The organism is Paraburkholderia sp. SIMBA_054 (genome assembly GCF_046534875.1).
GTDB lineage: Bacteria > Pseudomonadota > Gammaproteobacteria > Burkholderiales > Burkholderiaceae > Paraburkholderia > Paraburkholderia hospita.
This window is the reverse complement of record NZ_JAWRXV010000086.1, coordinates 1-23,730: the sequence shown is the minus strand read 5'-3', so window position 1 is coordinate 23,730 and position 23,730 is coordinate 1. Positions and strand designations below refer to the sequence as shown.

26 protein-coding genes are annotated in these 23,730 nt (G+C 60.4%); 2 read left to right on the top strand and 24 right to left on the bottom strand.

The window, feature by feature from the left end:
- The 22 genes from SB822_RS49825 to SB822_RS49720 form a co-directional block, all read right to left on the bottom strand.
- On the bottom strand, window positions 1–900 hold the full coding sequence (locus tag SB822_RS49825; RefSeq protein WP_410858195.1) for an ATPase: 900 nt from the start codon (window positions 898–900) through the stop codon (window positions 1–3).
- 286 nt (window positions 901–1,186) lie between these two features.
- Window positions 1,187–1,801, bottom strand: coding sequence for a DUF4400 domain-containing protein (locus tag SB822_RS49820; protein WP_410858194.1), 615 nt, complete (start codon window positions 1,799–1,801; stop codon window positions 1,187–1,189).
- The gene (locus SB822_RS49815) at window positions 1,794–2,015 is read right to left on the bottom strand and encodes a hypothetical protein (RefSeq protein WP_242681803.1); all 222 of its coding nucleotides are present in this window, start codon (window positions 2,013–2,015) and stop codon (window positions 1,794–1,796) included. The genes SB822_RS49820 and SB822_RS49815 overlap by 8 nt, the downstream gene beginning before the upstream one ends.
- Window positions 2,002–2,520: a hypothetical protein gene (locus SB822_RS49810; protein WP_176112733.1), complete on the bottom strand. Its 519-nt coding sequence runs from the start codon at window positions 2,518–2,520 to the stop codon at window positions 2,002–2,004. Before SB822_RS49810 ends, SB822_RS49815 begins: the two co-directional genes overlap by 14 nt.
- 10 nt (window positions 2,521–2,530) lie before the next feature.
- Entirely contained in the window at window positions 2,531–4,402 is a 1,872-nt protein-coding gene (traD, locus tag SB822_RS49805) for a conjugative transfer system coupling protein TraD (RefSeq protein ID WP_410858193.1), read from the bottom strand.
- On the bottom strand, window positions 4,399–5,754 hold the full coding sequence (locus SB822_RS49800; RefSeq protein WP_410858192.1) for a TraI domain-containing protein: 1,356 nt from the start codon (window positions 5,752–5,754) through the stop codon (window positions 4,399–4,401). Before SB822_RS49800 ends, traD begins: the two co-directional genes overlap by 4 nt.
- A complete protein-coding gene (locus tag SB822_RS49795) occupies window positions 5,751–6,800 on the bottom strand; it encodes a type IV secretion system protein (RefSeq protein WP_410858191.1) in 1,050 nt (349 codons plus the stop codon). The genes SB822_RS49800 and SB822_RS49795 overlap by 4 nt, the downstream gene beginning before the upstream one ends.
- A 3-nt stretch (window positions 6,801–6,803) precedes the next feature.
- Window positions 6,804–7,571 carry a type VI secretion protein gene (locus tag SB822_RS49790; RefSeq protein WP_410858190.1) on the bottom strand — a complete coding sequence of 256 codons (768 nt, stop codon included), beginning with the start codon at window positions 7,569–7,571 and terminating at the stop codon, window positions 6,804–6,806.
- 29 nt (window positions 7,572–7,600) lie between these two features.
- Complete coding sequence (locus SB822_RS49785; RefSeq protein ID WP_410858189.1) at window positions 7,601–10,063, bottom strand: VirB4 family type IV secretion system protein; 2,463 nt, start codon at window positions 10,061–10,063, stop codon at window positions 7,601–7,603.
- Window positions 10,057–10,365, bottom strand: coding sequence for a VirB3 family type IV secretion system protein (locus tag SB822_RS49780; protein ID WP_122984699.1), 309 nt, complete (start codon window positions 10,363–10,365; stop codon window positions 10,057–10,059). Before SB822_RS49780 ends, SB822_RS49785 begins: the two co-directional genes overlap by 7 nt.
- A gap of 1 nt (window position 10,366) precedes the next feature.
- Window positions 10,367–10,720, bottom strand: a complete 354-nt coding sequence (locus SB822_RS49775; protein WP_086909344.1) for a TrbC/VirB2 family protein — start codon at window positions 10,718–10,720, stop codon at window positions 10,367–10,369.
- A gap of 12 nt (window positions 10,721–10,732) precedes the next feature.
- On the bottom strand, window positions 10,733–11,782 hold the full coding sequence (locus SB822_RS49770) for a CpaF family protein (protein WP_086909343.1): 1,050 nt from the start codon (window positions 11,780–11,782) through the stop codon (window positions 10,733–10,735).
- A 329-nt stretch (window positions 11,783–12,111) separates the two neighbouring features.
- Window positions 12,112–13,434 carry a DUF2201 family putative metallopeptidase gene (locus SB822_RS49765; RefSeq protein ID WP_410858188.1) on the bottom strand — a complete coding sequence of 441 codons (1,323 nt, stop codon included), beginning with the start codon at window positions 13,432–13,434 and terminating at the stop codon, window positions 12,112–12,114.
- A gap of 10 nt (window positions 13,435–13,444) precedes the next feature.
- Window positions 13,445–14,356 (bottom strand): hypothetical protein, encoded by a 912-nt coding sequence (locus SB822_RS49760; protein ID WP_410858187.1) that lies wholly within the window; start codon window positions 14,354–14,356, stop codon window positions 13,445–13,447.
- Window positions 14,357–14,473: 117 nt separating this feature from the next.
- Window positions 14,474–15,499 carry an ATP-binding protein gene (locus tag SB822_RS49755; RefSeq protein ID WP_410858186.1) on the bottom strand — a complete coding sequence of 342 codons (1,026 nt, stop codon included), beginning with the start codon at window positions 15,497–15,499 and terminating at the stop codon, window positions 14,474–14,476.
- A gap of 266 nt (window positions 15,500–15,765) precedes the next feature.
- Window positions 15,766–17,097 (bottom strand): hypothetical protein, encoded by a 1,332-nt coding sequence (locus SB822_RS49750; protein ID WP_410858185.1) that lies wholly within the window; start codon window positions 17,095–17,097, stop codon window positions 15,766–15,768.
- A 92-nt stretch (window positions 17,098–17,189) separates the two neighbouring features.
- Window positions 17,190–17,645, bottom strand: a complete 456-nt coding sequence (locus SB822_RS49745) for a hypothetical protein (protein WP_086909338.1) — start codon at window positions 17,643–17,645, stop codon at window positions 17,190–17,192.
- A gap of 233 nt (window positions 17,646–17,878) precedes the next feature.
- Window positions 17,879–18,340: a hypothetical protein gene (locus tag SB822_RS49740; protein WP_086909337.1), complete on the bottom strand. Its 462-nt coding sequence runs from the start codon at window positions 18,338–18,340 to the stop codon at window positions 17,879–17,881.
- Complete coding sequence (locus SB822_RS49735) at window positions 18,337–18,723, bottom strand: hypothetical protein (RefSeq protein ID WP_086909336.1); 387 nt, start codon at window positions 18,721–18,723, stop codon at window positions 18,337–18,339. Before SB822_RS49735 ends, SB822_RS49740 begins: the two co-directional genes overlap by 4 nt.
- 83 nt (window positions 18,724–18,806) lie before the next feature.
- Window positions 18,807–19,268, bottom strand: coding sequence for a hypothetical protein (locus tag SB822_RS49730; protein ID WP_086909335.1), 462 nt, complete (start codon window positions 19,266–19,268; stop codon window positions 18,807–18,809).
- 72 nt (window positions 19,269–19,340) lie between these two features.
- Entirely contained in the window at window positions 19,341–19,703 is a 363-nt protein-coding gene (locus SB822_RS49725; protein WP_133061176.1) for a hypothetical protein, read from the bottom strand.
- Window positions 19,704–19,806: 103 nt separating this feature from the next.
- Entirely contained in the window at window positions 19,807–20,091 is a 285-nt protein-coding gene (locus tag SB822_RS49720; RefSeq protein ID WP_086909333.1) for a hypothetical protein, read from the bottom strand.
- 569 nt (window positions 20,092–20,660) lie between these two features.
- Between SB822_RS49720 and SB822_RS49715 the strand changes: the two genes are divergently transcribed.
- The gene (locus SB822_RS49715; protein WP_410858184.1) at window positions 20,661–21,848 is read left to right on the top strand and encodes a phosphoadenosine phosphosulfate reductase family protein; all 1,188 of its coding nucleotides are present in this window, start codon (window positions 20,661–20,663) and stop codon (window positions 21,846–21,848) included.
- Between the two features lie 64 nt (window positions 21,849–21,912).
- Window positions 21,913–22,230 carry a hypothetical protein gene (locus SB822_RS49710; protein WP_086909332.1) on the top strand — a complete coding sequence of 106 codons (318 nt, stop codon included), beginning with the start codon at window positions 21,913–21,915 and terminating at the stop codon, window positions 22,228–22,230.
- 125 nt (window positions 22,231–22,355) lie between these two features.
- Here SB822_RS49710 and SB822_RS49705 read toward each other — a convergent pair whose 3' ends face one another.
- Together SB822_RS49705 and SB822_RS49700 are read right to left on the bottom strand one after the other, a co-directional pair.
- A complete protein-coding gene (locus tag SB822_RS49705) occupies window positions 22,356–23,381 on the bottom strand; it encodes a hypothetical protein (protein WP_410858183.1) in 1,026 nt (341 codons plus the stop codon).
- Between the two features lie 165 nt (window positions 23,382–23,546).
- Window positions 23,547–23,730: hypothetical protein (locus SB822_RS49700; protein ID WP_410858182.1), on the bottom strand; the 184-nt coding region annotated here is incomplete at its 5' end.

Sequence of the window (23,730 nt, the reverse complement as noted above, 5' to 3'; positions counted from 1 at the left end):
TTACAGGCCGCGGACCGTAGTCATCAGGCGCAGGTGCGTCATGTAGCCACGAACGCCGAGCGGATTCACTTTCTTCAGGAAGTGCACCGTCTCGTCATCGACGTCCGACTGGTCGCGAATGCCGTTCCAGACCATGAAGTCAAACTGATCCATCACCTTGTCGAACTTCATGATCGCCGACAGCACGCGCATCGAAAAGCGCGTATAGACCTCGACGGTCATGTCCAGCGCCGGCATCGGGATCGACGGCTCGAACACGAACTCGCCCGCTTCGCGAAGCTCGGCTTCCTTTTTCTCGCGGAATCCCACGGCTACGCGCAGCGACTCATCCACGTATTCTTCGATGGACTTGATCTGTTTTTCGAAGAAGCCGTTCACCGCGTTCTTGTCGCCCTCGCCGAATGTCGAGTCGCCAAAGCGCTGCATGTTCACGCTCATGCGATTCAGGTACGGCCACCATTGCTCGAACAGCGGTTTCAGGCGCGTGTGGTTCAGGCGCACCTGCGCGGGCACGACTGCCGCGCCGGAAAGCTGCCGCTCCATCAACTGTCGGCCAAGCTCACGGCGGCGTTTGATGATGGCGATACGCTCGCTGGCCGGCAGATCGCGGAACAGCTTGCGGGCCTTTTCAACCTCGGCGCGCTTCATGTTCGCGTCATCAGGCGTGATCACGCCTTCCTTCTGCAGACGGTCCGCGTCCGCTTCCATCTGCGTCAGCTCGCTTTCGATCTCGCGCTCGCCCTCTTCGGCGCCGTCATGACCAGCCTCGCCACCCGCGCGCGATGTCTGGGCAAGCGTCTTCAAATCGGCCGCAGCAGCAGCGGCAGTTGCAGCGGAATTCTGCGCATCTGCCGTCACGGGGCTTTCCAGTTCGGTATCTGCCACAGTGGTGGTGCTCATGCCCGTTTCTCCTTGGTGGACCTGTGTCGTTTCATCGTTGGTAATCGGGCACGCACATCGCGTCCCCACCAATGCAATTGTTGCGTCGTCACCGGGCGCAGAGCGCCCGAAACACGCGTTATTTCACAAGCCTTTAAAGGCGAAAGGCCGCTTCCGCGTCACCGGACGGCGGCGAGAAGGAGCTACCGCCGGACAGCGGGCGGCAGTCCGGCATGACGAAAAGCGAAATGGGAGAGAAGCAGAGGAAAAGCGGACCGGGCCACGCCGATCCGCTTTGTTAGATAACTTACCGAGCGGACTGAAACGACTCAGCGGCCTTCCAGAGCAGCGCGCCAAGAAGTACGGCGACAATCAGCCAGTAAGCAGCAAGCACCGGCACCGGAGCGACAAGTACGCCAAACAAGGTGCCCGTGACGATCATGAGGCCGTGGCCTGCGAGATGAAAGGAGAGCGGGCTGACATAGCCAGCCGCGGCTGCCTTGATCTTTCTGCGCGCCGTGCCGTCGATAAACATGCCAAGCGCAAAGCACAGCGTGCCCACGATCCACATTTTCATGACCATCGCGCGGAACATCGCCCGGTAAGCGAGCAGCCAGAAATTTTCCGTCCACGTAGCCGAGAAGTTCGATATGCCTCCGTCATTGAATCCGTTGAGGTTGCCCGACGCTGCCAGAGTCCGGTGCAGGAGTCCGTTATCCACAAATGAGCGCTTGAACAGTTCGTTCGCCGAGCGGACGGCCGCGTCCGCCCTTTCCTGCCCGACCGACGCGACGAGTGATTCGGTTTCGGCCTCTGGCACCTCGAAAAGCTTGCGGTCGGGAATCGCAGGCATGACTGCAATCGACAAGACGGGAACGAGGAGAAACCAGACCTTCAGATGCGAACCAAACCGGCTAGCCATGGATCAGCCTCACCACGACGAGAAGAGGGATTGCGGCAACCGCCAGCAATCCGCCCCAGAACAGGAAAGGTCGGTTGACGGCGATCGACGCCAGTGCGTAGGCCCGCGCGCCCGCGCCCCATCTAAACACTTCGGGCGGCGGCTCGTCCGGCTCGTCGAACGCGCTCGCCGTGTCGAGCGCGCGCCGGGCCGTGTCGTAATCAGCCCGGGACAACTTCGCTATTGTCGTAGCGGTGAGCGACATCGTATTCCTCGAAGTAGCGACGGAACGCTTCGCCTTGCAAGACGCGCGACGCCAGTTGAAAAGCTGCGGTGCGCTCGGTAATGTGTTCCGGGCAACGCTCGTCGACCATCTCCAGCTCGCTGTTCTGATGCCGCTCCTCGAAAGCGGGAATCGGCTCCAGCATGGGCGACCAGACACTGATCTTGTCACCGCGGCGCGCAACATAGCGGCGCGCGTAAAGGGACTTGGCAGGCTCGAACAGCCCCTGCATGAACGCGACGTGCTGATCGCCGGTACGCTTGGCTCGCTTGAAGCTCGCCAGCGCCGATTCGATCATCTCTGCGGCCAGCGGCCCCCTGTCTCCAACGAAGCGCTCGCCAACGAAATCGGCAACGCGCGAGCACGCGAGTTCCAGATCCGGCGCAATGTTGAAGACGGGGACCAGCTTGTGCGAAAGCTTGTGATCGCGAATGATGTTTTTGAAAACGGCGGACATAGGGTGTGGTTCAGCCTTCGATAATGGGGATTCGGCCCTGGTAGACGGCACCGCCGGAGATGCGCATGAAGTACTGCAGATTCGGCAACCGGTGGATCAGGGGCATCGGAATCAGTGGCACCTTCTCAAGCTGAAGGGTGCGTGACTGTGATCCGCTGAACTCCATCGCATGCGCTTCGGTCGTGGTGTTCGTGCTATTCGAGATGTTTACCACCCGAATCGCTGTCTCCCCCACCTTGTCCGAGAACCACTTGGCGGTATCGCTATCCTCCAGTCTAAGGATCACCTGGTTGTTGAGGTTGCCCAAAACCTGCAGCATTTTCGCGGCGTTTCCAAGCTTGGCTTCAAGGTCGGCACGCGCCTGGAATGCAACAAACGCCTTGAAGCCCGCGCCACGCCCCTTGTTCAGAATCTGGATCACCTGCTCGTTGATCGCTTCGGCAATCTCGTCAATGATCAGAACGACGTCGGGCTTTTCTGCATAGAAGTTGTAAATCGAGCCGCACACCGCCGCGACATCCGACAGCGCCATCGACGCGATCGCTTTCTGCACGATGTTGTTCGACAGCGAGTCGAGGCCCATGTACAGCACGGCCTTCTGCTTGATGATCTTGTCGATGTCCCAGATCTCTCGCTCGTCCTCGAAGTCGTCGGCCTTCGGCGCCAGCATGAGCCCGGTTTCGCCCGTTGCGAGCATCTGAAGTAGCGGCAACGCCGACGCGATGATCCGCATGTAGTGCTCGCGGTCGTGTGTGTGCGTCGCGATGAGCCCGTCGATGGTCTCGTGCCCGCGATCGTGCGCAGCGAAGCGGTCCATGTACAGCTTGGCCATTCCGTCGACGAGCGAAATGTCGTTCTTGCGGACAGAGTCTTTCACCGTCTGCGCGACCGTCAACTCTTCCCAGTTCGCCATCCCGTTTTCAAGGAAGAAGCGGCGCAGGCCACGCTCCAGCAACGTGCCGATACCGGACTGCGCGTACTTCAGAATCGAGCGCAGATTCGGCTTGTCCCCGACGTACAGTTCACCCTTCACCGCACGGTCGATGAACAGGAACGCGAAATCCCGGAACGGTCCCTCCTCCATCAACTGCGCAATCCGCGACGGAATTTCAGAAGGCTGCGACCAGTTTTCCAACGGATTCAGGCGGATGGACTCGTGCGGTTTCGCCTGATTGAAGTAAAGGAACTTACGACCGGCGCGTGCGCACTCCTTCTCCACACGCTTCTTCCAGTCGTCGTCGTTTTTCGGGTCGACGATAATCAGCACGTCTTTCGGGTTATGAATGACCTGCGTCGAAATCACCTCGTAGGTGCGGGTCTTGCCTGCGCCGGTCGTACCACCAACGAGTGTATGGCCGCCCATTGCCTTGTAGTGAAACGGCACGCGGACCTTTTTGGGCTCCATGCCGTGAATCCACGACGAGCCTTGCGGCATGCGGTCCCGGATGCTGTCGCGTGGCGCGAAGAGCCGCTCGATCCGCGCTTCCGTCTTGCGGCCCAGATCAGTCTTGTTCAGCCACTTCGGCAAGGACGGAATATCGGTAACGGGCATGCGGAGAATGTCGTGCGCGATCTGGGTGTGCTTCTGAGTCCACTCAAAGCCGGTGCCGAGATACATCGAGTCTTCGCGCTCACGCATCGTGCGCTGCGTCTCAAGCAGCTTGCCGATATGGATCTTGCTCAGCCACTTGGTCGAGATCGCCATACGGAAGCTGAGCGCCCGCCAAACCTGAATTCCGCGAATGACCAGCAACGCGAAACACACGAGCGCGAACGCCCAACCATAGGGCATGCCCGATGCGAAGATGCCTGCGATTACGACCGGCCAGACGATCAGCGGCCGGAACTCGTAGATGGGGCGAAAGTGGTTAATGTAGTTCATGCCGCCGGGCGCTCCATGATCAGACGACCGGCACGCTCAACGATGCAGATGTCGTTACCAGCCGCGCGCAGCAGCAGGCTGCGCTTCCTGAGTTGCTCAACGAGCGTATCGCTCGTAATGCCGTAACCGCCGATCAGACGCTTCTGCACGGCCAGCCCCTTCTCTTCCCACGTAACCTTTGCCTTGCCTGCTGCGACATCGCCAGCGAGCGCCCGGAAGAATTCCCGCATCATCGCGGAACCCGGGCCGAGAACTTCGGTTAGCTCTTCGTCCGTTGGGCCGTTGCGGGTTGGCCGTGCAGCAGCGGGTGCGCCCGCTGTCATCTGCGACGGATCGACGGCCGCCGCCGGCGTGGGCCGCACGGCTGACGGGTCAACAGGGGCAGTCGCGGCCGCCGTGGCGGCCTGAGCTTCGCTGCGCTCCAACGCATCGAGCAACGACTGGGAAAGCTGCGGGCCGCCCGAGGCAGAACCGGAGGTCGGCTGGGCCGCGCTACTGAACGGCAAAGGTGCCACCGCCGCCTCACTGGCGGTCTCCGCGGACGGATCGAGCGGTGCCGCTTCCGTTGGGGCGGGCGGAACCGGTGTTGCCGCGACGACCTGCGGCTGCAGTTCGAGCGCCACATGCACCGCTGACGGCACGTCGAATTTCACTGGCGCGAATACGCCGCGCTGCGCCTTTCGCTCGAATTCGACCGAAACGTCCATCGCCTGGCGCACCACCTTGTGCACCAGCGCCTCGAAGCCCTGCGGACTCTTCTCCGGGTTGATCGCGCCAAAAAGATCGGCAAGTACTGCGTTGTCCAGTCCTGACAGCAGTTCGGGCGTGATGACGGTTTGCGCGAACATCGCAGTGCGCATCCGTTCACTTTTGAGCGCGGTCGCGCGTCGCTGTACGAGATAGTCACCCTCGCCCACCCAGTTGCCGAACGCTCCATGTGCAGCCGGACTCCAGGCCAGGTGATCGACTACCCGCAAGATCTCGAAGTGCCTGCAGGGCTCATCAAGCGACGAACAGGCGGCGGCAAGAAACACAGCGTAGATGTACTGCGGCTCCAGACGCCGCCGCTTGTCGGACGTCATGTCGGCGGCAAACTTCTGGCCGCCGGCGAGCCGCATCGCGTAAAACGTCGATTCGATAGTCGCGCGGAATGCGCCGCCCGGTTCGGCATGCAGTTCAGGCGTGAGTGGCATGGACGAGAACCACGCCGCGCACCGGCGCAGCACCGACAGCCATTTGCGTTCAAACTCAGCCTCGGTGCTTTCGTTCGCGCACTGCCGCACTAGTTCAATGCGCTTTTCATGCGTGGCCAGCAGGTCACTGGCCTTCATCGGACGGTGAACGACGCTCATGGGATAAACCTCATCGCGGTCTTTAGTGCGCTCGTGCCAGTCGCCCCCGATCCGCTACCAAACATCGCCGCCAGCTTTGGAATCTCGAACGACAGCATCAGAAGGAACAGCGCGAGGTCGAAAGCAAAACCAGCACTGAGTTGTGTCCCGGTCCCATTCGACGTGGCCTGGCCTACCGCGCGCGAGATCGCTCCGCCCATCAGTGCGAACAGCACCGCCACCATGACGACGTACATTCCCGCATTGATCATCCAGTCAAGCCAGCGCTGGAAGTAGCTGCGGGTGTAGCTCGAGAAGCCGAGCGCCATTGCAATCGGCCCCAGCACAATACCGACCGCCGCATGAATCTGGCCGATTGCGGAGTAATACATGAAGACAATCGAGGCCACGCACATCGCCAGAAAGGCCAGAAAGAGCGCGACGACGTCCGTGAGCGTACCGTTGAAATCGGTCAGTACCTTTATGTTGAAAAGCTTCGACTTCACGGCGTCCAGAAAACTGCCTCCGAGCGTCGAGAGTTGCGTCGATATGTCGTTGTTGGCGCCGCCTCCTATACTCGTCGCCAAGTCCTGAAACCAGGTCCAGAAGCCCGGCGCGGACGTTGTATAGCCGAGGTACAGCGCAACGAATATTCCGAGAACGGCAACTTCTTCAAACAGGCTCGCCCACGCCGTGATGGGGTTGTGTGTTCCAGAAAACCGTACGCCTGCCAGCACAAGCGTGATCACGCCGAGTCCCCATGCGAACTTGTTGGACTCTTTGAGAACATTGTTGCTGACCGAGACGGCGGTCGGGATCAGATTTCCAACCAGCCCCGAGATCTGTCTTTGAGCATCGCCCGCCCCCTTGGCCCAATCACCGTCCTTGCCTGAAAGCGGCGCTGTCGTTGATGAGCCCGACGTGCTGCTACCAGTATCGAGTGTGGAACCGTCGGGCAGCGTCATGTTGTCGTCTGCGAAAGCTGCCGGCGTTGCCAGTACCACGCCAAGCACAAGACAGAGCGAAAGCAGGACGCGGAGCAGCCGCCTGAGAAAGAAATGACTCACGACTTATTGCCCCAGCACGTTTGAAGATCCGAGCGTTGCGTTATAAGCCGCCCGTTCCTTGTCCAGCTTAATTTGAAGCGCGGCCTTCGCGGCATTGCGCGACTTATCGTCTGCGGTTTCGGTCGATTTCGCGACGGCGTCGCTCTGCTGCTTCGCGGCCATCATCTGCAGCATGTCGCTGTTCTGGCTCGCGACGATGTCCAGCAGGTGCGTGGTGAGTTGAGCCGTCGCCTCCGCGGTCGGCGACATGTTCAGCTGGTCCTGGATCTCCTGACGGCGCTTGGCCAGCACGCTCACGTGCGAAATGACGTCATTGCCCTGCTGGAACAGCTGCTTTGCCGTCTGGTCGTTGTTGCTGATGAGGGTCGCCTGATCGTTGAACCACTGCGTCGTCGTCTTGCCCGACTGCGTGATGAGCGCCTGCACCTTAGTCGCGTACTCAGCGTTCGATTGCAAGCCGCCATAGAGCGCTTTCATCGTGTCCGTGTACCTGTTCAGCGTGTCGATGTCGTTCGTGATTGAGTTGGCCTGCGCGAGCATCGCTGCCGGATTCAGGTTCGTCGCCTGCTTCAACTGGTTCAACATCATCTGATACTGGTAGGTAAGGTTCGTGTCCTGATAAACCTCCCCCTTGATCGCGCCCATTGCGGTAAAGGTATTCTGTATGAGGTTGGTCGGGTCAATGACAGGCAGCGTCGCGTCGCTTTGCTGCACAAGGCCGAGGGTCAGGACGGCGGCAGCCGTCACGGTGCGGAGCAGTTTGTTTGTCATGGTGAGATTTTTCAGGAGTAAGACTGACGTTATGCATTCGCGAGCACGTCGCGCACGTATTCGTCCTGCCAGTTGTTGACGCCTGACTTCACGTGCTTGTCGAGAATTGCCTGCGCGCGACCATCGGAGCGGAGATATGCAAGCGATTCCTTCGGGAAGGTTGCCTGCAGCATGCGAGTCTGCGTCGACGTCACCCACAGGTAATCGCGGTTTGGCACTGCGTTCGAAATCATCCGGATCTGGTGTTCGGTCAGGCCAAAAATGTCCCGGTACAACGCCTGGTTGTTGATTGCGTCGCTGTTGGGCAGATAGATGATGTTCGGGATGTTCTCCTTCATGATTTCGAAGTTCGCCACGCGCGCCAGCTGGCCCAGCGATTGCGTCGCCATCAGCAGGGCAGCGTTGAGCTTCCGGATGGTCACAGCCCAAATTTCGAGTCGTGCGTAGAATTTCGGATAGGTGAAGAAGAACCCGGCCTCCTCGATTTCGATCACGGTGTAGCGCTTGCCGTCGAGAATCTGCGCGATCCGGTAGAACGCGTAGTCCATGAACAGCGCTGCCGCCACCGGGAAATTCTGGAAAAGGTCGCCCATCTCGATCGACAGGTCATCGGAGAGAGAAAATCCGTCTTCCACGTGATCGAAGAATCGGCCGTTCTTCTGGCCCTCCGTCCAGACCGCAAGGCGCTCGCGCAACTCGGCGGGGAGCAGCGTGATCAGCCCGGACAAGCGCCACTTCTCCCGTGGGAACGCTGTCGCCAGCGTGCGGATACGTTCGAAGATGTCGGTTTCCTGCTGCGGTGTGCATGTGTAGTCCTCGCCCTCGATGACGAGCTTCACCCACTCCGCTACGTACGGCCAGTGCTTTTCGTCGCCGATCAGCGACAGCGGGTTGACCGACGTCGCCGCCTCAAACCGGCCCGTCGCGTCGATGAATCGACCGCCGCCGAGCAGCGTCGGGATGCGCGTCGAGCGGTCCTTGTCGAAGCGGATGCGGCGCGCGCCGTGCCGCCCCGTCTGCGACATCAGGTAATTGAGAATCACCGACTTGCCGGCGCCGATCGGACCAACGACGAGGGTGTGTGCCTTGCCGCCCGGATGGTGCAGATCGACGTTCTGCAGCGTGCGATGGCGCGTCGGCAGGCAGGTGAGCGGCCCGGTCTTTTTGCCGGACTGCTGCGTCAGCCACTCGTTGACGGTCAAGCCCTCGCCGACGCTGCACAGCGGCGCAATGTCGGAGACGGCCGGGGTTTCAACGAATTGCAGGCGCTTTTGCTGATCCCAGCGCCCGGGCAGAGTCGAACACCATGCAGCAAACAGATTGTCTTTTTCCACGATGACGCCGAATCCGGCATTGCCGATGACGCCGACGACCTGCCGTGTGGCGTCTTCACATTCCTCAGGCGTGTTGCCGTACACGATGACCGAGATGTTCGCAAACCCGTACTGCTGGCCTTCGGCCTCCAGCTTCGCAAGTGCCTCGCTGGCCTCTTTTGCAAGCTGCTCGCGGCCTTCGTCGTTCTTCTGCTCTTCCTTTGTCGCCCACTGCTTGAGGATCGCAATTGGGTTGAACGCGGCGGCCTTGTAGAAGCCGCGGATCTTCCGGATATATGCGCTCGCGCGCGAGGTGTCGAGAAAGCGGAACATGACGCACACGTCGAGCTCGGCATCAACCTGTGAGAGCACATCGAGCGCCGCTTCCTGGAAGCCCATCCACTCTTTCACGCCAATGATTCGCGCGTACACCTTGCCGTGTGCCGACTCAAACATCAGTTGCTCGGCGCCGATCGTGACCTGTGTTTCGGTCAGATGGGTGTCGAGCATCGTGACTGGGTAGCGCACGCGGCGCTTGGGCGTGCTCGGATTTGCACGCTGATGCAGGAACGACAGCGCGTTCTGAAGTTGCAGCCGCTTCATTTTCAGACGCGTGACGCCGCCGGTGAACCCGTCAATGACGGCCTCAAACCGCTTGATCTCGTTCTGCAGTTTTGTGAGGTCAAAAACAAAGGCGCTGCGGGCAAGCACCATATCCTTCGCGGCCTCAAAGAGCGCGACGAAAACGTTTTTGCCCCCGACCGTCATGTGATAGCCGATCTTGTCGAAGATGCGCGACAAACCGGTTTCCGGCGTGAACGCGAGCGCGAGCGAATGGGAGTTGCGGAAATACTTCCCGCTCCCAATGTTCGCCTGGTTGATGGCGTCGATGCGCGCGTCGGCCTCGGCGACGAAATCACCTTCGACTCCGCCCTTCACGCGCCGGTGCGAAACGCGCCACCATGCGGTGACCCGGTGATCGAAATTCCGGCATGCGTGATCAAGGTTGTCGCGCGCGGCCGTAATGTCGCCGGGGTTCGGCGTATCTGCGTCGATGCCGTCGAACTCGAACACGGTGACGAGCGAACCATCCTTGTCCAGTACTAGCTCGGGCGTGACAAGCGTCATCCACGGCGCAACTTCCTGCACCGCGCGCTTAGTGAATGGCATTCTTAGCATGGGAGATCCTGATCAAAGCCGTAGGGGCGCTTGAAACGTGCGCTGAACTTGCCGTGAGGCTCGGGCGCATAGACATCGGGATAGCGGTTGTAGATGAGCATGACGAGCCGCCACCACGGGTCTTTTGAACTTCGCCACCGCAGGTAGAAGTGCACAACGACGCCCAGCACCAGGAACGACGGCGTCCAGCTCGTGTAGGTAAGCAGCGCCGTGAGGGTGCCGTTCAGGATCGCCAGCATCCGGTCCGCCCCGCCCATCTGGCGGGGCAGCGAGAGCCCGCGGCTGACCTTGTGCTGGCGCATATCAGCAGGCGACTGCCATGTGGAAATGATCGCGCATGATCGGCACCGCGACCGAGGCGATACCCAGACCGACCAGCACGACCGAGAACGTCTTGGCGATGTTGCTTTCCGAATTTGCAACGGCAACGCCGCCGATCACGATCAGGATGATGCCGATGCCGTACAGGTACGGACCGCTGATAAGGTTACTGATCGTGCAGATGATGTCGGTCAGGCCTGTCAACGACGAGTAGTCGCCTGCGGCCATCGCCGCTGCGGAGGCAACGCTCAGCAGCGCCCCGACAATCACCGGCTTGCCTGGGCGCAGCTTTCTGGCGACTGCTGCGGCTGTACTGAAGAACTTCCCTTGCTTCATGTGGTGCTCCCGTTAAAAAACCCGTCGTAGGTCATAGTCGTTGTTGCGAAAGCCCCGGATTTCGAGGATTTCGGAGACGTGCCGCATCTCGCCCGTGCGTTTGAAATGCACCACGTAGTTGAAACAGTCGGCGATGTTTTTCCGCATGTCGTCGAGTTCCCAGCGGGAACCTGTCGGTATGCCGAGCATCGCGAGGCTCTCCAAGCGGCTGAGTGCGGTGCGCGCGTTGTTGGCGTGGAGCGACGCGAGGCCGCCGTCGTGGCCCGTATTGAGTGCCTGGAGCAGGTCGTAACCTTCACCACCGCGGACTTCACCAACGATGATCCGGTCCGGTCTGAACCGCAGACACAGCGCGACAAGCAGCTGCGTCGTAACGTTCGTATCGGCGTTCGACAGGAGGCGCACACGGTTCGGAACCTGGACCTTCAGTTCCATCGTGTCCTCAATGGTGATCACGCGCTGGTCTTCGGGAATGACGCCAACGAGTGCGTTGAGGAACGTGGTCTTGCCCGCCGACGTTCCGCCGGCGACGAGAATGTTTTTCCGCGACTGCACGAGCGCCTTCAGCGCACGCATGAGCGCTTCATCCTCAATGCCATCCTCGAAATGAATCGCTTCCGCTTCCGCCGGGCGCGCATTTGCCGCCGAGAACGCGCCCATGCTGACGTAGTCGTCGAGCGTCATCTTCGACTCGCGGTGCTTACGGATGCTGAGCGCGTGCCCATCGATGGCGGTCGGATTCATAACCGCAGCAATACGCAGGTTCTTGTGACCGGCGTTGATGATTCCCTTGTCACTTCCCGCGTGTGCCGACTTGTCCACCGATGACGCGAGCGAATGAATCGCACCTTCAAGGTGCTCCGGGCGAAGGTCCACATTGACGCGAGACATCACGCCGCGATGCTCGATCCACACGTTGCGATGGTCGTTGACCATGATTTCCGCGAGATCGGGCGCGTCGAGCAGTTCCTTAAGCGGGTTCAACGCCTCGAAGAACATGGCGACGGCTTCCGCTTTTAGCGGCTGAAGCTTCAGCAACGGATTGTTGTCAGGGTCTTGCATGAGCGGCTTTGTGGGCGGTCTAACATGCGACTATTGTTCTCGCTGGCATTGCCGGGCAGGCTTCAAAAGGGGCACGAAATCACGCGGCTTTCGCGTTGTGCGGTGACCACATTCGGCCATGATCTTCGTCGTTGGCTATCCGGGCCGATATCGTCGCGGCGCGTCGCCGTGTAACGCGTTACAGATGGAAACCCGGAAAGACCCCCGAAAACGTATAGCTTTCCGCCGCACCGTCGCGAAATCTGTGGTCCAGATGGCGCGCTTAGCGCGGCGCGGACGAAAAAAAACCCGGCACGAGGCCGGGTTGGGATTAAAAGAATTGGAGTCGATCAGCAGATAACTTCGACCGTCTCACCGAATGGCGCTTTGCGTGCCCGCGTAAGCGGTGTTGTCGACGCCCACAGCACCGGGTAATGCGGTGCCGACGCCGGAAAAGCACCAACCATATCCGTCAGATAGACGAGAAAGGCCGGATTCATTCCGTCGGCTGCCACGCGGTTGAACGGATCAGTGAATGCCGTACCGCCTCCACCGCGCACAGGCTTGATCTCCGGCGAGTCGCCACGCTCGAAAATCTGCACCTGGGTCACGCGCACATCGCAGTCCATCACGATCAACCGCGCTGGCTTGAGCGTATGGAACACCGAAAGGATCTCGGCATCGAACTGCGCCTGCGTCTCGTCAAACACCGAACCGCTCGAGTCGCGCACGAACACCGCATCACCAACGGCCGGCGTATTCAAGGAAGGCAGATAGAACCCCAGATGCAGGTACCGGCGATTCGGCTGGGCGAAGCTGTAGTCCGTCGGCGATGACTGTTGCGCGAAGCGGTGAAGCACCGCGCGCCAGTCAACAACGGGCCTTACCGCCTCGCCAGCCATCGCCTGCAGGTCGCCCGGCAGCTTGCCACGCATCTGCGCCGCTTTTGCGGCCTGCACGACAGCAACCTTCCACTCGGCTTCCTTCACAGGCTTATCAGTCCCCGAGTACTGGCGGACCTCACCGCACGATGAACCAGCAGACGTCTCTGGATCACCCTGCCCACCACCTGCCTGCGACTGCGGGTTCGGATTGCCGCCCTTGTTACCGGGCTTGCCATCAGGCTTGCTGCCACCCTTTGCATCCGGCGCTGACGACTGGCCATCCGGCTTGGGCTGCTGCTGTTGCGACTGCTCATCGGACTTAGGTTTAGGTTGCTGCTCAGGTTTGGGCTGTTTCTGCTTCGCCTCCTGAGTCAGCGCGCCATAAATCTCTTCAACCGACTTTCCAGCAAAGCGTGCGTCATGCAGCGCGCCCTTCGGCAACACGAAATCCGACGAAGTGAGAATCGGAGAGATCGCGTATTGGCTCGAGTCGCTCCACCGCCCGCTCTCTCGCGCACCCTGCCGCCAGCAATGACCGTTGGCCACCTGCATGACTTTCAGCGCCAGCACGCCCCGCAGTTCAAGGTCGCTCAGCCTGTCGACATATTCCGGGTTATAGCCCAACGATTCCCCGTCTACCCAGCATTCCTTGGTCGACCTGTCTTCAATCATCTTCAGGCGCAATGCGAGTGAGCCAAAAAACGGTTGGGACAGAACGAGCTCGGTGCGCTGTTTGGCAATGCGCGGATGGACCGCGCCATTGCCAGCTACCGTCACGGTGCGATCCATGAGCGCCCCCTTAGGCAACGAGGCGCAACTGCGCGCTCTGGTCCGCGGTCTCGATCTCCGTTGCAGGCGTCATGCCCATGAACGCAGCCATCAGCCCCTCGATCTCCTGTGCCTTGCTGGCCACCTGGGAACGCAAGACATTCGACTCCTTCAGATCCGCACCCGTGTGAACGGCGAGATGCGTCTTCGCCTGATCGAGGATGTGCGTGAGCTTCGGATCGTTAGAGAAGTTGAGCTTCGGCAGCAACGCGCAGAGATCGCGCACGTTGTTGGCCACGTCCAGACGCACGTTGCCCGTCGCATACAGCCGCGACGCCATCTGCGAAACGGCCGTATACATCCGTTCGACGAGATCCTCGTTCGCGGTCGCGATCGACGCCAGCACATGCTCATCGAGTTCGCTTTTCAGCGTCGTCAGCACGTCTGCAGGCAGGTCGACGCCGAACTGGCTGGCGTCAGGAAACGGCAGCACGGCCATCTTCACGCCGAACTTGGAGGACAGCTCAGCGAGGGTCGGATAATCCGCCTCGTTGAACAGGCCGTTCAGTTCCGAACGGGCGCGCTCCTTCAGGTCCAGGTAGTCGGTGAGAAACACGGATACCGCGAGATCGAACTCGTCTTTCAGCGAGCGCATCCGGTCGGCGAATTCCATGTAAATCATCGTCGGCAGCAGGCGCACCCCGAGCTGGTCGTACTTCAACGAGTGATCGTAGAAGTATTTCCGGATGCGGCCGGCGAGCGTCACCACCTCCTGAAAACTGGGTGAGTTTTCGGGCAGCAGGCGCTTGTTGAATCTACCGATGCCCTTTGCATGGTGCTTGTTCTCGACCTCTTCGGTGGCCTTGCCGTCGAATCGACGGGCAACCCACGTGGAGATCGTGACCGAGCACAGCATGACTTTCGACTGGATGTTGGTGTTCATGAGAAAGCTCCGTATAGAAAATGAATGGATGAGGCGAAAAAAATGGCCCTGCGCGTCCTCGCGGACACGGCAGAGCCATGGGTGATGAAGCTGAAAAAAGTGGAATGGAACGGCGGATCAGTCGCCCTTGATGATTGCGCCGATCTCGCCGCCCTGCGCCCGGATAAAGGCGTAGGAGTTGGCGATTTCCGGCGTGCGCTCCAACGCGTCACGCACGAGTAGCGCCGCGAATTCGCGATGCCCCGCTTCGATCATGCGTTCCGTATAGGTCACTACACGATCGAAGTTGGCTTCCGTCGCGCGAGCAGCCAGAGCAGTTGCGATTGCGTAAAGCGTCGACGGCGTCTGGGGGATCATCGCCTTGTCGGGCGTAGCCAGAAGCGCATCGGGGTTAGGCAGTTCGCGGTAGATCTGCAGGAAGCTGACAAGCTCCGTTGCAGCGCCCTCGCCCACCGATCCCGCATGCGAGATGTGCTCCAGGTGTTTCGGCACCACGCCCATCGTCTTCGCGACGAACCCCCAGCTGCGGGGACTCGGCGTGTTTTCGATATCGCGGGACGTCTTCTGCACCGAGAGCAAGTCCGGACGGAATCGCAGAAACGCGATGAGTTCGGGCGGCACATTGTTACGCACAGCCCACTTCGTCCAGCCGTCGATCGTCGCTTCCAGCTCGACCACCGTTGCGAAGCGGGAAATGACGGGATCAAGAATCCCCGTCACGCCCGCGTTATCGGTCCGGCGGTTTGTCGCCGCAAGAAACGTCACGTGCGGCGGCAAGACGTGCTCGCCGATACGGCGGGCAAGCAGAAGTTGCATCTTGGCCGCCTGAACGGCGGGCGAAGCCTGCCCCAGATCGTCCAGAAACCAGATAAGCGGACGTCTCGCCTTCATCGCGCGTTCGAGATCACCGAACGGCAGGAACTTCGCGTTCAAGCCGTCTGGCGCCGGAAACGGCAACCCTTTCGAGTCCGTCGGATCTTCAACGACGGGATGGCTGATGAGCAGTTCGTGATCGGTTGCGTGCGCGACCTGTTCGACGATATCGCTTTTGCCGATACCGGGGCGCCCGGTGATGAGCACCGGCAGACGCTTCGGGACGTACAGCGAGAGCAGTTCGGTCAGTTGTGCGGGCGTAACTTTCATGATGGCTTTCCTGAAAAAGAGAAAGCCCCGAAAGGACTACGCCCGTAGGGACGTGGTCCCTGTGGGGCGATAAAGAAATGCCGACGAGTCGGCGAGGTCGATGCGTCAGTGACGCGGGAGATGACCCAGTGTAGGCAGCGTGGGGACGGCGAAAAGCCGGAATCGTCGCTTTTTTGTACAGCCTTAGACGGACGCAAGGCTGGATTGCATAGCGGACAGGCAAAAAAAACCCGGCGCGAGGCCGGGTGTATTCAGGGGAATGGTTCTCAGACGTGATGAGCCATCAGCGACTGGGCAAAGACCGCCGGATGAATCCCGGCGGGCATGCGAGCCGCGTGCGTCCTCACGAGGTGTTCGCGCGCCTCAGGCGTCCCCGCCGCATCCCACTCACGCTGGAACGCCTCGTTGAACCCCGCCAGCGCGAAAATCGCCCGACGACGGGCAGCAGCGCGCACACCGAGCAGCTTGACGCCGAACACCTCGCGCACCGTTTGCTTGGAGACGCGATTTCGCTCATCGGGACAGTCCATCAGGTCCAGCAAAAACCGCAGATCACCGCTGTCGATCGCTTCGGAGACTTCGTTGCCGAACGCAAAGGTCTCGCGACCATGCTCGAGTTGTGCAATCTGCTTCCGCTGGTCGAAGTGACGTTGCGAGATGCGTTCTTCCGCACGCTCCTTGCGCAACTGCATGACTGCCTTGTCGCGCCGGTGATCTGCCATCCTGCTGCGGTAGACCTCTGCGAACTTCGAGACAGGTTTGCCAAGCGGCTGCGGGCTAGCGTAACGCTCAGGCAGGCTGTACGGCTCCACCAGCCCGTGACGCAACAGCAGGTCATCGACCTCGACATACGTCGGCCTGTTCGGCGCCAGCCGCATGACCATCGCGAGCAGCGCAGCGTTCTGCGACGTGATACCACCCTTTTCCCGCGACATGATGCTTGCGAGAACGCGCACCTTGTCAGCAGACATCGCACCGCGCAGTTCCGGTACGGACAGCAGCACCTGGCCCCACGCGACGTCGGTCGAAAACTTCTCCGGCAACGCGCGGTATTCAGCGAGCACCGCTTCCGGGACGGGCAAGCCCTCAGCGAGCGCGTAAGCAACGTGCACTTCATGCCGTCCGTTGCGGTCGCGCGTGCGGCCATATTCCGGACCGGCGTAACGAAAACCGAACCGGCGCTCGCATTCGGCCTGAAGGAGGTCATGCAGGCCGAGACTACCGCGCCCGTCCGATGCTGCGTCGATCTGATCCGACGAGAAGATGAGGCGCGGACTCGACGTAAGGTCGAACGCGTCGTAGAGCAGCTTCCAGTGCGATCGGCGGATCTGCCACGCCGCCTGCATCACGCCGTTTGGCCGGAAGTAAGCGCCATCGATCTCATCGACCATAGACAGGAACACATCGCGCGCCGTGCCGGGACGCCGGACGGTCAGGCTGCCGTTGTAGCGGGTAACCGAGACGTGTTGGCCGCCGTGCAGGAGCACGATCTCTGAGGATTCAACGGAGGAAAGGCGGGAATCGGTTCTGAAGACTGCCAGCACTTCGAGCAGCGTACCGAGGGAGAGAGTCTGCCCAGCGAAGGAAAGTTGATACATGTCGATTGCTCCGGAAAAGGAAGCGGGCAATCGTTCCCTGTCGGGCCGAGTGCCCGCAAAGGGATAAGCGCCTGGAGGCGCGAGAAAGCGAGTTAGGCGACGTCGAGCGCGTGAGCCATAAAGCGCGCCAGATCCCATGCGTGGTTCGACGTGAAGACCTTTGCTCGCAGCATCGGCATCACCCCGAAACCCCGCCGGTGCGACTGCGCCGTCTCGGTTCGATAGATCCAGTCAATGTTAACGATCCAGCCTTCCGACCGTCCGATATCGACGGAGATGGCAAGCCGGTTCCAAACGCTGTCGTCAGGCCACAGTCTTGCCAGACGCGCGCCGCTCGTTTCCTCGTCGGCGTCATCCAGCGTGTTCGCCGGCGAAAGCCACTCGGGTTCAAGCTCGGTACCATACAACGCCTTGCACAAAGCCTTGTGGACATCGCCGACCGTCTTTCCAGTCGTGTCGAGTCGTTCGCGAGGGGGCATGGTGCTCACAGCGCCGGTAACAGCGGGAACATCGTTGGCCATTGCCAGATTCAGGTCAACTTGTTGCATTCTGGTTTCCAAAGAGAAAACGCGCCCCGGGGGACGCGTCAGATGGTCGTATAGACGAAAAAAAGCCGCACCCCCGAGGGTGCGGCTCTACTTATGCGACGCGGCTAGGCCACGTCGTGAATCACTTGCCCCAATCGCGTTCGCGATCGCGCTTTTCGCCGTTATGGTTTGTCCACATGAGAAAAGCCGCAATGGACACGCCGAGCACCATGGTGAAAATCGTCGCACCCATTTCATTCTCCTTTCACCGCTAGAAGACCACCGTACCACAATAGTACCCCAAGTGCGCCCAAGCCTGCCGCACCTACAACCGTCTGCAGATCGAGCATCGGGGCAGCGTGAACATATCCGACAGCACCGCCGATCGACGCGGCAGACAGCGTGTGCATGTACCGCCCGTTTTGCTGGCGCTGGTCTTTCGACGGATACAGTATCGCGTTCAAGACCTGCCGGAAGCCCGGTTTCGCTTCCTCCGGAATCGACACCTTGTAAGTACCGTCAGACGCAACGACCGACAAAATCTGGCCACCGTATTCGAGCCCGAAAGCTGGCGAACACTCGGTTTCATCCATCGCCTTCAGAAGCGCATGCAGACGCGGCGGCAGTGTGACCTGCCCCGTCGCCGGATCGAGCGTCACTCGTTCCGTGATCGTGGTGCCGCCGGTGTACTCGACTTTGACCTTCGCCAGTTTCATCGCCGCCCTCCAGAGGAGGTGTCGATGCCACCAGCCAGCCTGAGCCCGTCGAGAAACGACTGATAACCGCGTGTCGTCTCGATCTGCTCGAGCGGAACGTAGTTTTCGCCGCCACCAGTCAGATCCGAGCGACCGCGGCGTGTGCGGAAGCTAAGGGCGACCGCCGTTTGGCAAGGCCGGTCAAGCACGTCGACAAATAGCGTCTCAGTACGAAGAGAGACACGCCCCGGGAAATTCCGGCGCGACGGTTCCACAACGATTTCATGAGAGCGCAAACGCAGGTCCTGCGCCACGCGGCGAAGCACGCGCGAGGCCTGCTGCTGGAGAGCAGCGGTAGCGCCAGCGGATCGACGATCCGCATAGAACAGCTTGGGAAATTTCATGATGAACCTCGAATAGACGAGGCGACTCCCTTGCGGGGAGTTGCCCCGCAAGGGAAGCGCGCTGCTCAGAGCGCGCGGAAATATCAGTGGGTGATCCGGTAGCCGGACCCACTGGAAACGAGATAGACGTGCTCGCCAGGGACGAAACGCTGGTCGTCGACCTGCGAAACGACAACGGTCTGACCGTTGGCGCGACGCAGGAAAACTTCGATGCCGCTGTGCCGGGACATCGCCACGCTCACGTGTTGCGAGATGAAGCCCGCAGCAGCGCCAGACAGCGCGCCCGAGACATACCGGCCTTTCCCGTTCCCGATGACCTGGGAGCCGAGAAACGCGCTTGCTGCCGCACTGACGATCGACGTCAGCCCCGAGGAGTCGGAACCCGACTCGATCGTGATCTGACGCACGCGCAGGATCGTCGCCTCTTCCATCTGGCCGAGGTGCTGCACGTCGTAACGCTGATACGTATTCGGCGAACCGAAATCCGCAGTAGCGCAGCCGGTCAGGAGTGAGAGAAGAACGACGCTGATGATGAGCTTGAACATGATGGTTGCCTCAACGAGTTGATGAGCAACCGCCCCGTCAGGGTGGTTGCCCTGACGGGAAAGAAATGTTGTTCAGTGAGCAGCGGCGACACGAAGACGCCCGCCCATCCAGTTCGACGCACCCAACACACGTGCAGCGGCGATGAACGCCGCCGCGGCCGGTGTGAGCACGAAGACGAACCAGAAGCCGACGCCTTGCACGAACGCACCTCGCGCATAGCCGTGTCCGGTGACGGACTCGACCATGAACGATGCAAACGACAGCTGGTGCGAAGCGACCTGTGCGAGATACGCATCGAGGCCGGCGATACCAGCGGTACGTAGCAGATCGAGCTGAAACTGCTGTTCAAGCAGGCAGCCGAAGATGACCAGAGCACAACCGATTGCAGCAAGCGCGGCCATGAAAACGGCGGGGACATTAAAGCGGTTAGACATTGAAAAGACTCCAGCGGAGCGGGAGCCAAGTCCCATTGGGATTGGCTCCCTACGGGATTGAATGAGCTTCAGGTGAGAGCCACCTGAAGCATGTAGGCATGGATTACGACGGCAGACGCGTGAGGTAATGCAGATCGACTCGACCGCTCTTGACGAGCTCGCGCTCGGCGTCGAACGGAATATCAAAGTCGAATTTCACGGTGGCCGTTCCATCACTCCACAGATACAGAATGGTGGCGTCGAACTGTCTGATCGGAAGCGTTGCGACAGCTTGCGCGGAAACACGCTGCTTTTCGCGAAACCCCCACTTCTCAGAAATCCTCGACGGATTTTCGGAGAGTGCAAAACGGCGGGCCAACTCTTCGGAAACAATAGCTTTCTGCAGCATGGTGCGGCTCCTTTAAAAGGGAGCCGGTCCCAGAGGGAGGTGGCTCCCAGATGGGTACATGAATGAGGACGGACAGATCCGGCCTGAAGCTACGGCTTGCTACGAACGATGGAAAATTCCATCGGTAAAAGGAAAAGGCCGACGCGAACGTCAGCCTTTTCAGTGATCCATTCAACGAGTGAATGGCTGGAGAGAAAAAAATGGACGGTCCTCTGGAGGATCGTCTGGAGGTCGATGCGCAGTAGCGCAGGGAATGAAAGCAGTTTATCCGCGGCGGGTCCCTGTCATACCCACAATGCTTCGGTTTTCAGCCCCTCTCTCACCGGCAGCGATAACAACGGATAAAAAAAATGCCAGCCCGCAGGCTGGCAAATAGAGTTCGTTTTTCCGAGGGTGGTCACTACGAACTTGAGAGAGATTCCATTCTAACGACGCCCCCGAGCGCCAATCGCTCGAAAAGACGCCTCATTAGGGCTCGATTCGTCTCTAACCATGCTCGCCAACGACGACGCCTTGACTTTGCGCTGTAGCTGCGAAGATGAATCAACACCTCTCTTCGGTTACGCGCCATGTCCCTGCAGATCATTGACCTTTCGTCCCTCCGCGAACGCCTGAGCGTTCCCGCGACGCTCATCTCGCGCACCGTCGCCAGCACCCCGGAGGTGAACGCCCTTCTGGATACCGATGCGGTGGTCGCTATCGGTGTGAGCGGCGGAAAGGACAGCGTAGCCTGCGCACTGGCCGTCGCACGTTATCTCGATCTGATCGGACACACAGGCCCGCGTGTCCTCGTTCATGCCGACCTCGGCCGTGTGGAGTGGAAAGACAGCGCGCCGACTTGCGAACGGTTGGCCGCGCACCTCGACTGCGAACTATTGACGGTACGACGCCAGGCGGGCGACATGCTCGCGCGCTGGCAGAAGCGCTGGGAGAACAACGTTACTCGTTACAGAGAACTGTCGTGCGTTCGACTGATCCTGCCATGGAGCACCCCATCCATGCGGTTCTGCACGTCCGAACTGAAGACGGCGGTCATCACGAGCGCGCTGAAAAAACGCTACCCGCAGCACGACATCGTGAACGTGACGGGTGTTCGCCGTCAGGAAAGTTCGGCCCGCAGCAAGATGCCTGTTGCAGCACCACTCGCCGCGTTGACCCGTCGCGGCAAACAGGGCATCACATGGAACGCGATTATCGAGTGGCCGGTAGAGGACGTCTTGCAGGAAATCGCTGATGCCGGTCTGGCACTGCATGAGGCGTACACCCGCTACGGCGCGTCGCGCGTCTCGTGCGCCTTCTGCATCATGAGTTCGCTGGAGGACCTTCGAGCGGCCGCCGGCTGCGCCGACAACCACGATCTGTATCGTGAAATGGTGGCGATCGAGGCAGCATCGACCTTCGCGTTTCAGGGCCAGCGATGGCTCGCTGACGTCGCGCCCGATCTCCTTCCGGCATCGCTTCAGACCGCCGTGGCCCGAGCCAAGCTGGCTGCTGCCGGACGAGTTGCTGTTGAAGCGGAGATACCGGCTCATCTTCTTTACACCGCAGGCTGGCCCACCCAGCTCCCGACCCCCGCAGAGGCCGCGTTGATAGCAAGCGTGCGCTCCCGCGTCGCCGCGCTCGTCGGCATCGAAGTCGATTACACGACAGCCGAGGCGGTGGTCGCGCGCTATGAGGCATTGCTTGCCGCTCGGGCAACTGCGGGCGCTACGCAAAGCGAGCCCAAAGTCCCGGTCCAGGAGGCCTTCGCTTTTTGAATACCGTGCGGCCTGTATCCGCCTTCCTCTTTTTCCACCCCTCCAACTAGTAAGGCACCCTCCCATGCGCAACGACGCTACATCTTCGATCATCGTCCTGATTGTTCTCGCCATCCTTGGTGGTCTGTTCTGGATCTCGCGTTCTCTCGGAGCCAGCTTCTCATCGGTGTGCACCGCAGCGGTACCGATCCTGTTCTCGGCGGTGATTCTTTTCGCAGCGTGGCGGTTTCTGGACGACTTTGCCCTGCCCCTCCTCGCAGGCTTCTTCGTCGTCGCTTGGCCGTCGATCTGGCCGGTGCTCGACAGCATCGCTAGCGGGGTCGCGACACAGACGACTACTTCCGGCCGATGGGCGATCCGCTCATTAACAGCGACTGGGTGAAATGGGGTGTCGAAGCGCTCTTCGTTGGTCTGCTTGCCACCGCCATCTACGCGCGTCTCCGTCGCCGCTACCGGTGAAAAAAAAAGCGCCGCCCCTTTTTCGGGAGCGGCGCTTTTCGAGACAGATTAGACCAATTCGAGAATCATCTGGGCGAGGTCCGTGGATGGCGCCTTGTCGACCTGCTGCGGCGCAGCCGTGTCTTGCGGCAACGTCCACGTCACCTGCTGGCTACGAAGGTTGCACAGCTTGTACATGGCAGAGCCACGCGGCTCTGCAGGCACATCGCCAAACCGGAAGCTGAACCGCTCAGGCGCACGTCCCTCGCCGTCAGCAAGGCCGAGATAGCCCGCCAGTTCGTCGGCAGCGCGCCCGCAATAGTCCTCAAGACCCTCTGGCATACGCGTGATTTCAATGACGGTCTCCGCTGGCAATTGGCCAGCGTTTCTCATCAGATCACGGTACACCGGAATCGCAGCCTTCGCGAAACCGGGCGCTTCCATCTCGATTGGATAGGCAACGTCCGTGATGAAGCTACCGATCGCCGAATATTGCCAGCCAGCGTTTTCCCAGGGTTTCCCGTCGAACGAGACTAGCCGGTTTTCTTCGTCGATCCTGTAGCAACGTACCACCGGCATCGGCTCGAGCGCCGAGGAATCGCGGGCCGGCAGCTTGAGGCCCGATGCGATCGGCACATTCGAACAATCATGCTCCCGCAGCACTCGCCACACGCTTAGCGCTCCGCTCTCGCCGTATATGGCTTCCAGCAACGCAGCTTCTTCATGCAGCGAGACTTTCAGGCGCCCTCCCACGACTTCATCCACACGCTCAGCGAGTCCCGCTGTGGTCAGGCTACTGCGGACGTCGTCAAGCGCAGCGTCGGGAATGGCGGCCTGAAAAGACTTTGAAACATCTAGCAGGATCGTCTGGTCAGGAAGCCGGAACGGCTTCGCCAGCAACGACCTCCAGGTGGCGATGTAATTCTCCGGCCGGATGTAGCCAGCGCGACTTTGCAGCATGCCGCCTTCGCACGACGAAGCGTGCCTGAACACCTTTCGCATGACATCGGCATATCGCCCGAAAGCAATGGCAGACCATCGATCGATGTGGGGATAGCAATTCTTCTCGTATGTCCGCTCGAACAACGCGAACATCCATTCGCCATCCGCCGTCTGAAATGCGCCGGCCTTCTTGCCAGTCAATACAGTTGCACCCATTTGAAGCTCCGATATGTGGAAGCGGAGCAGCCCCCAACGGGCTGCGAACCCGCTGAGGGAAAAAGAAAAAGCCGCCCCGAAGGGCGGCAGGCAAATCGTCTCTTACGACCGGGAAGTCCGAGGCATCAGGGCAGACGTGACCAGATGCCTGACGCACAGCAGAACGACGCCGTACATCACCAGCGTCAGCACGCCAGCGAGCCAGCCTCGACCGCCGAAACCCGCCAGCGCGCCGCAAACGAAGCAGACCTTCGCCGCAACACCGGCCAACAGCCAGTCTGCAAGG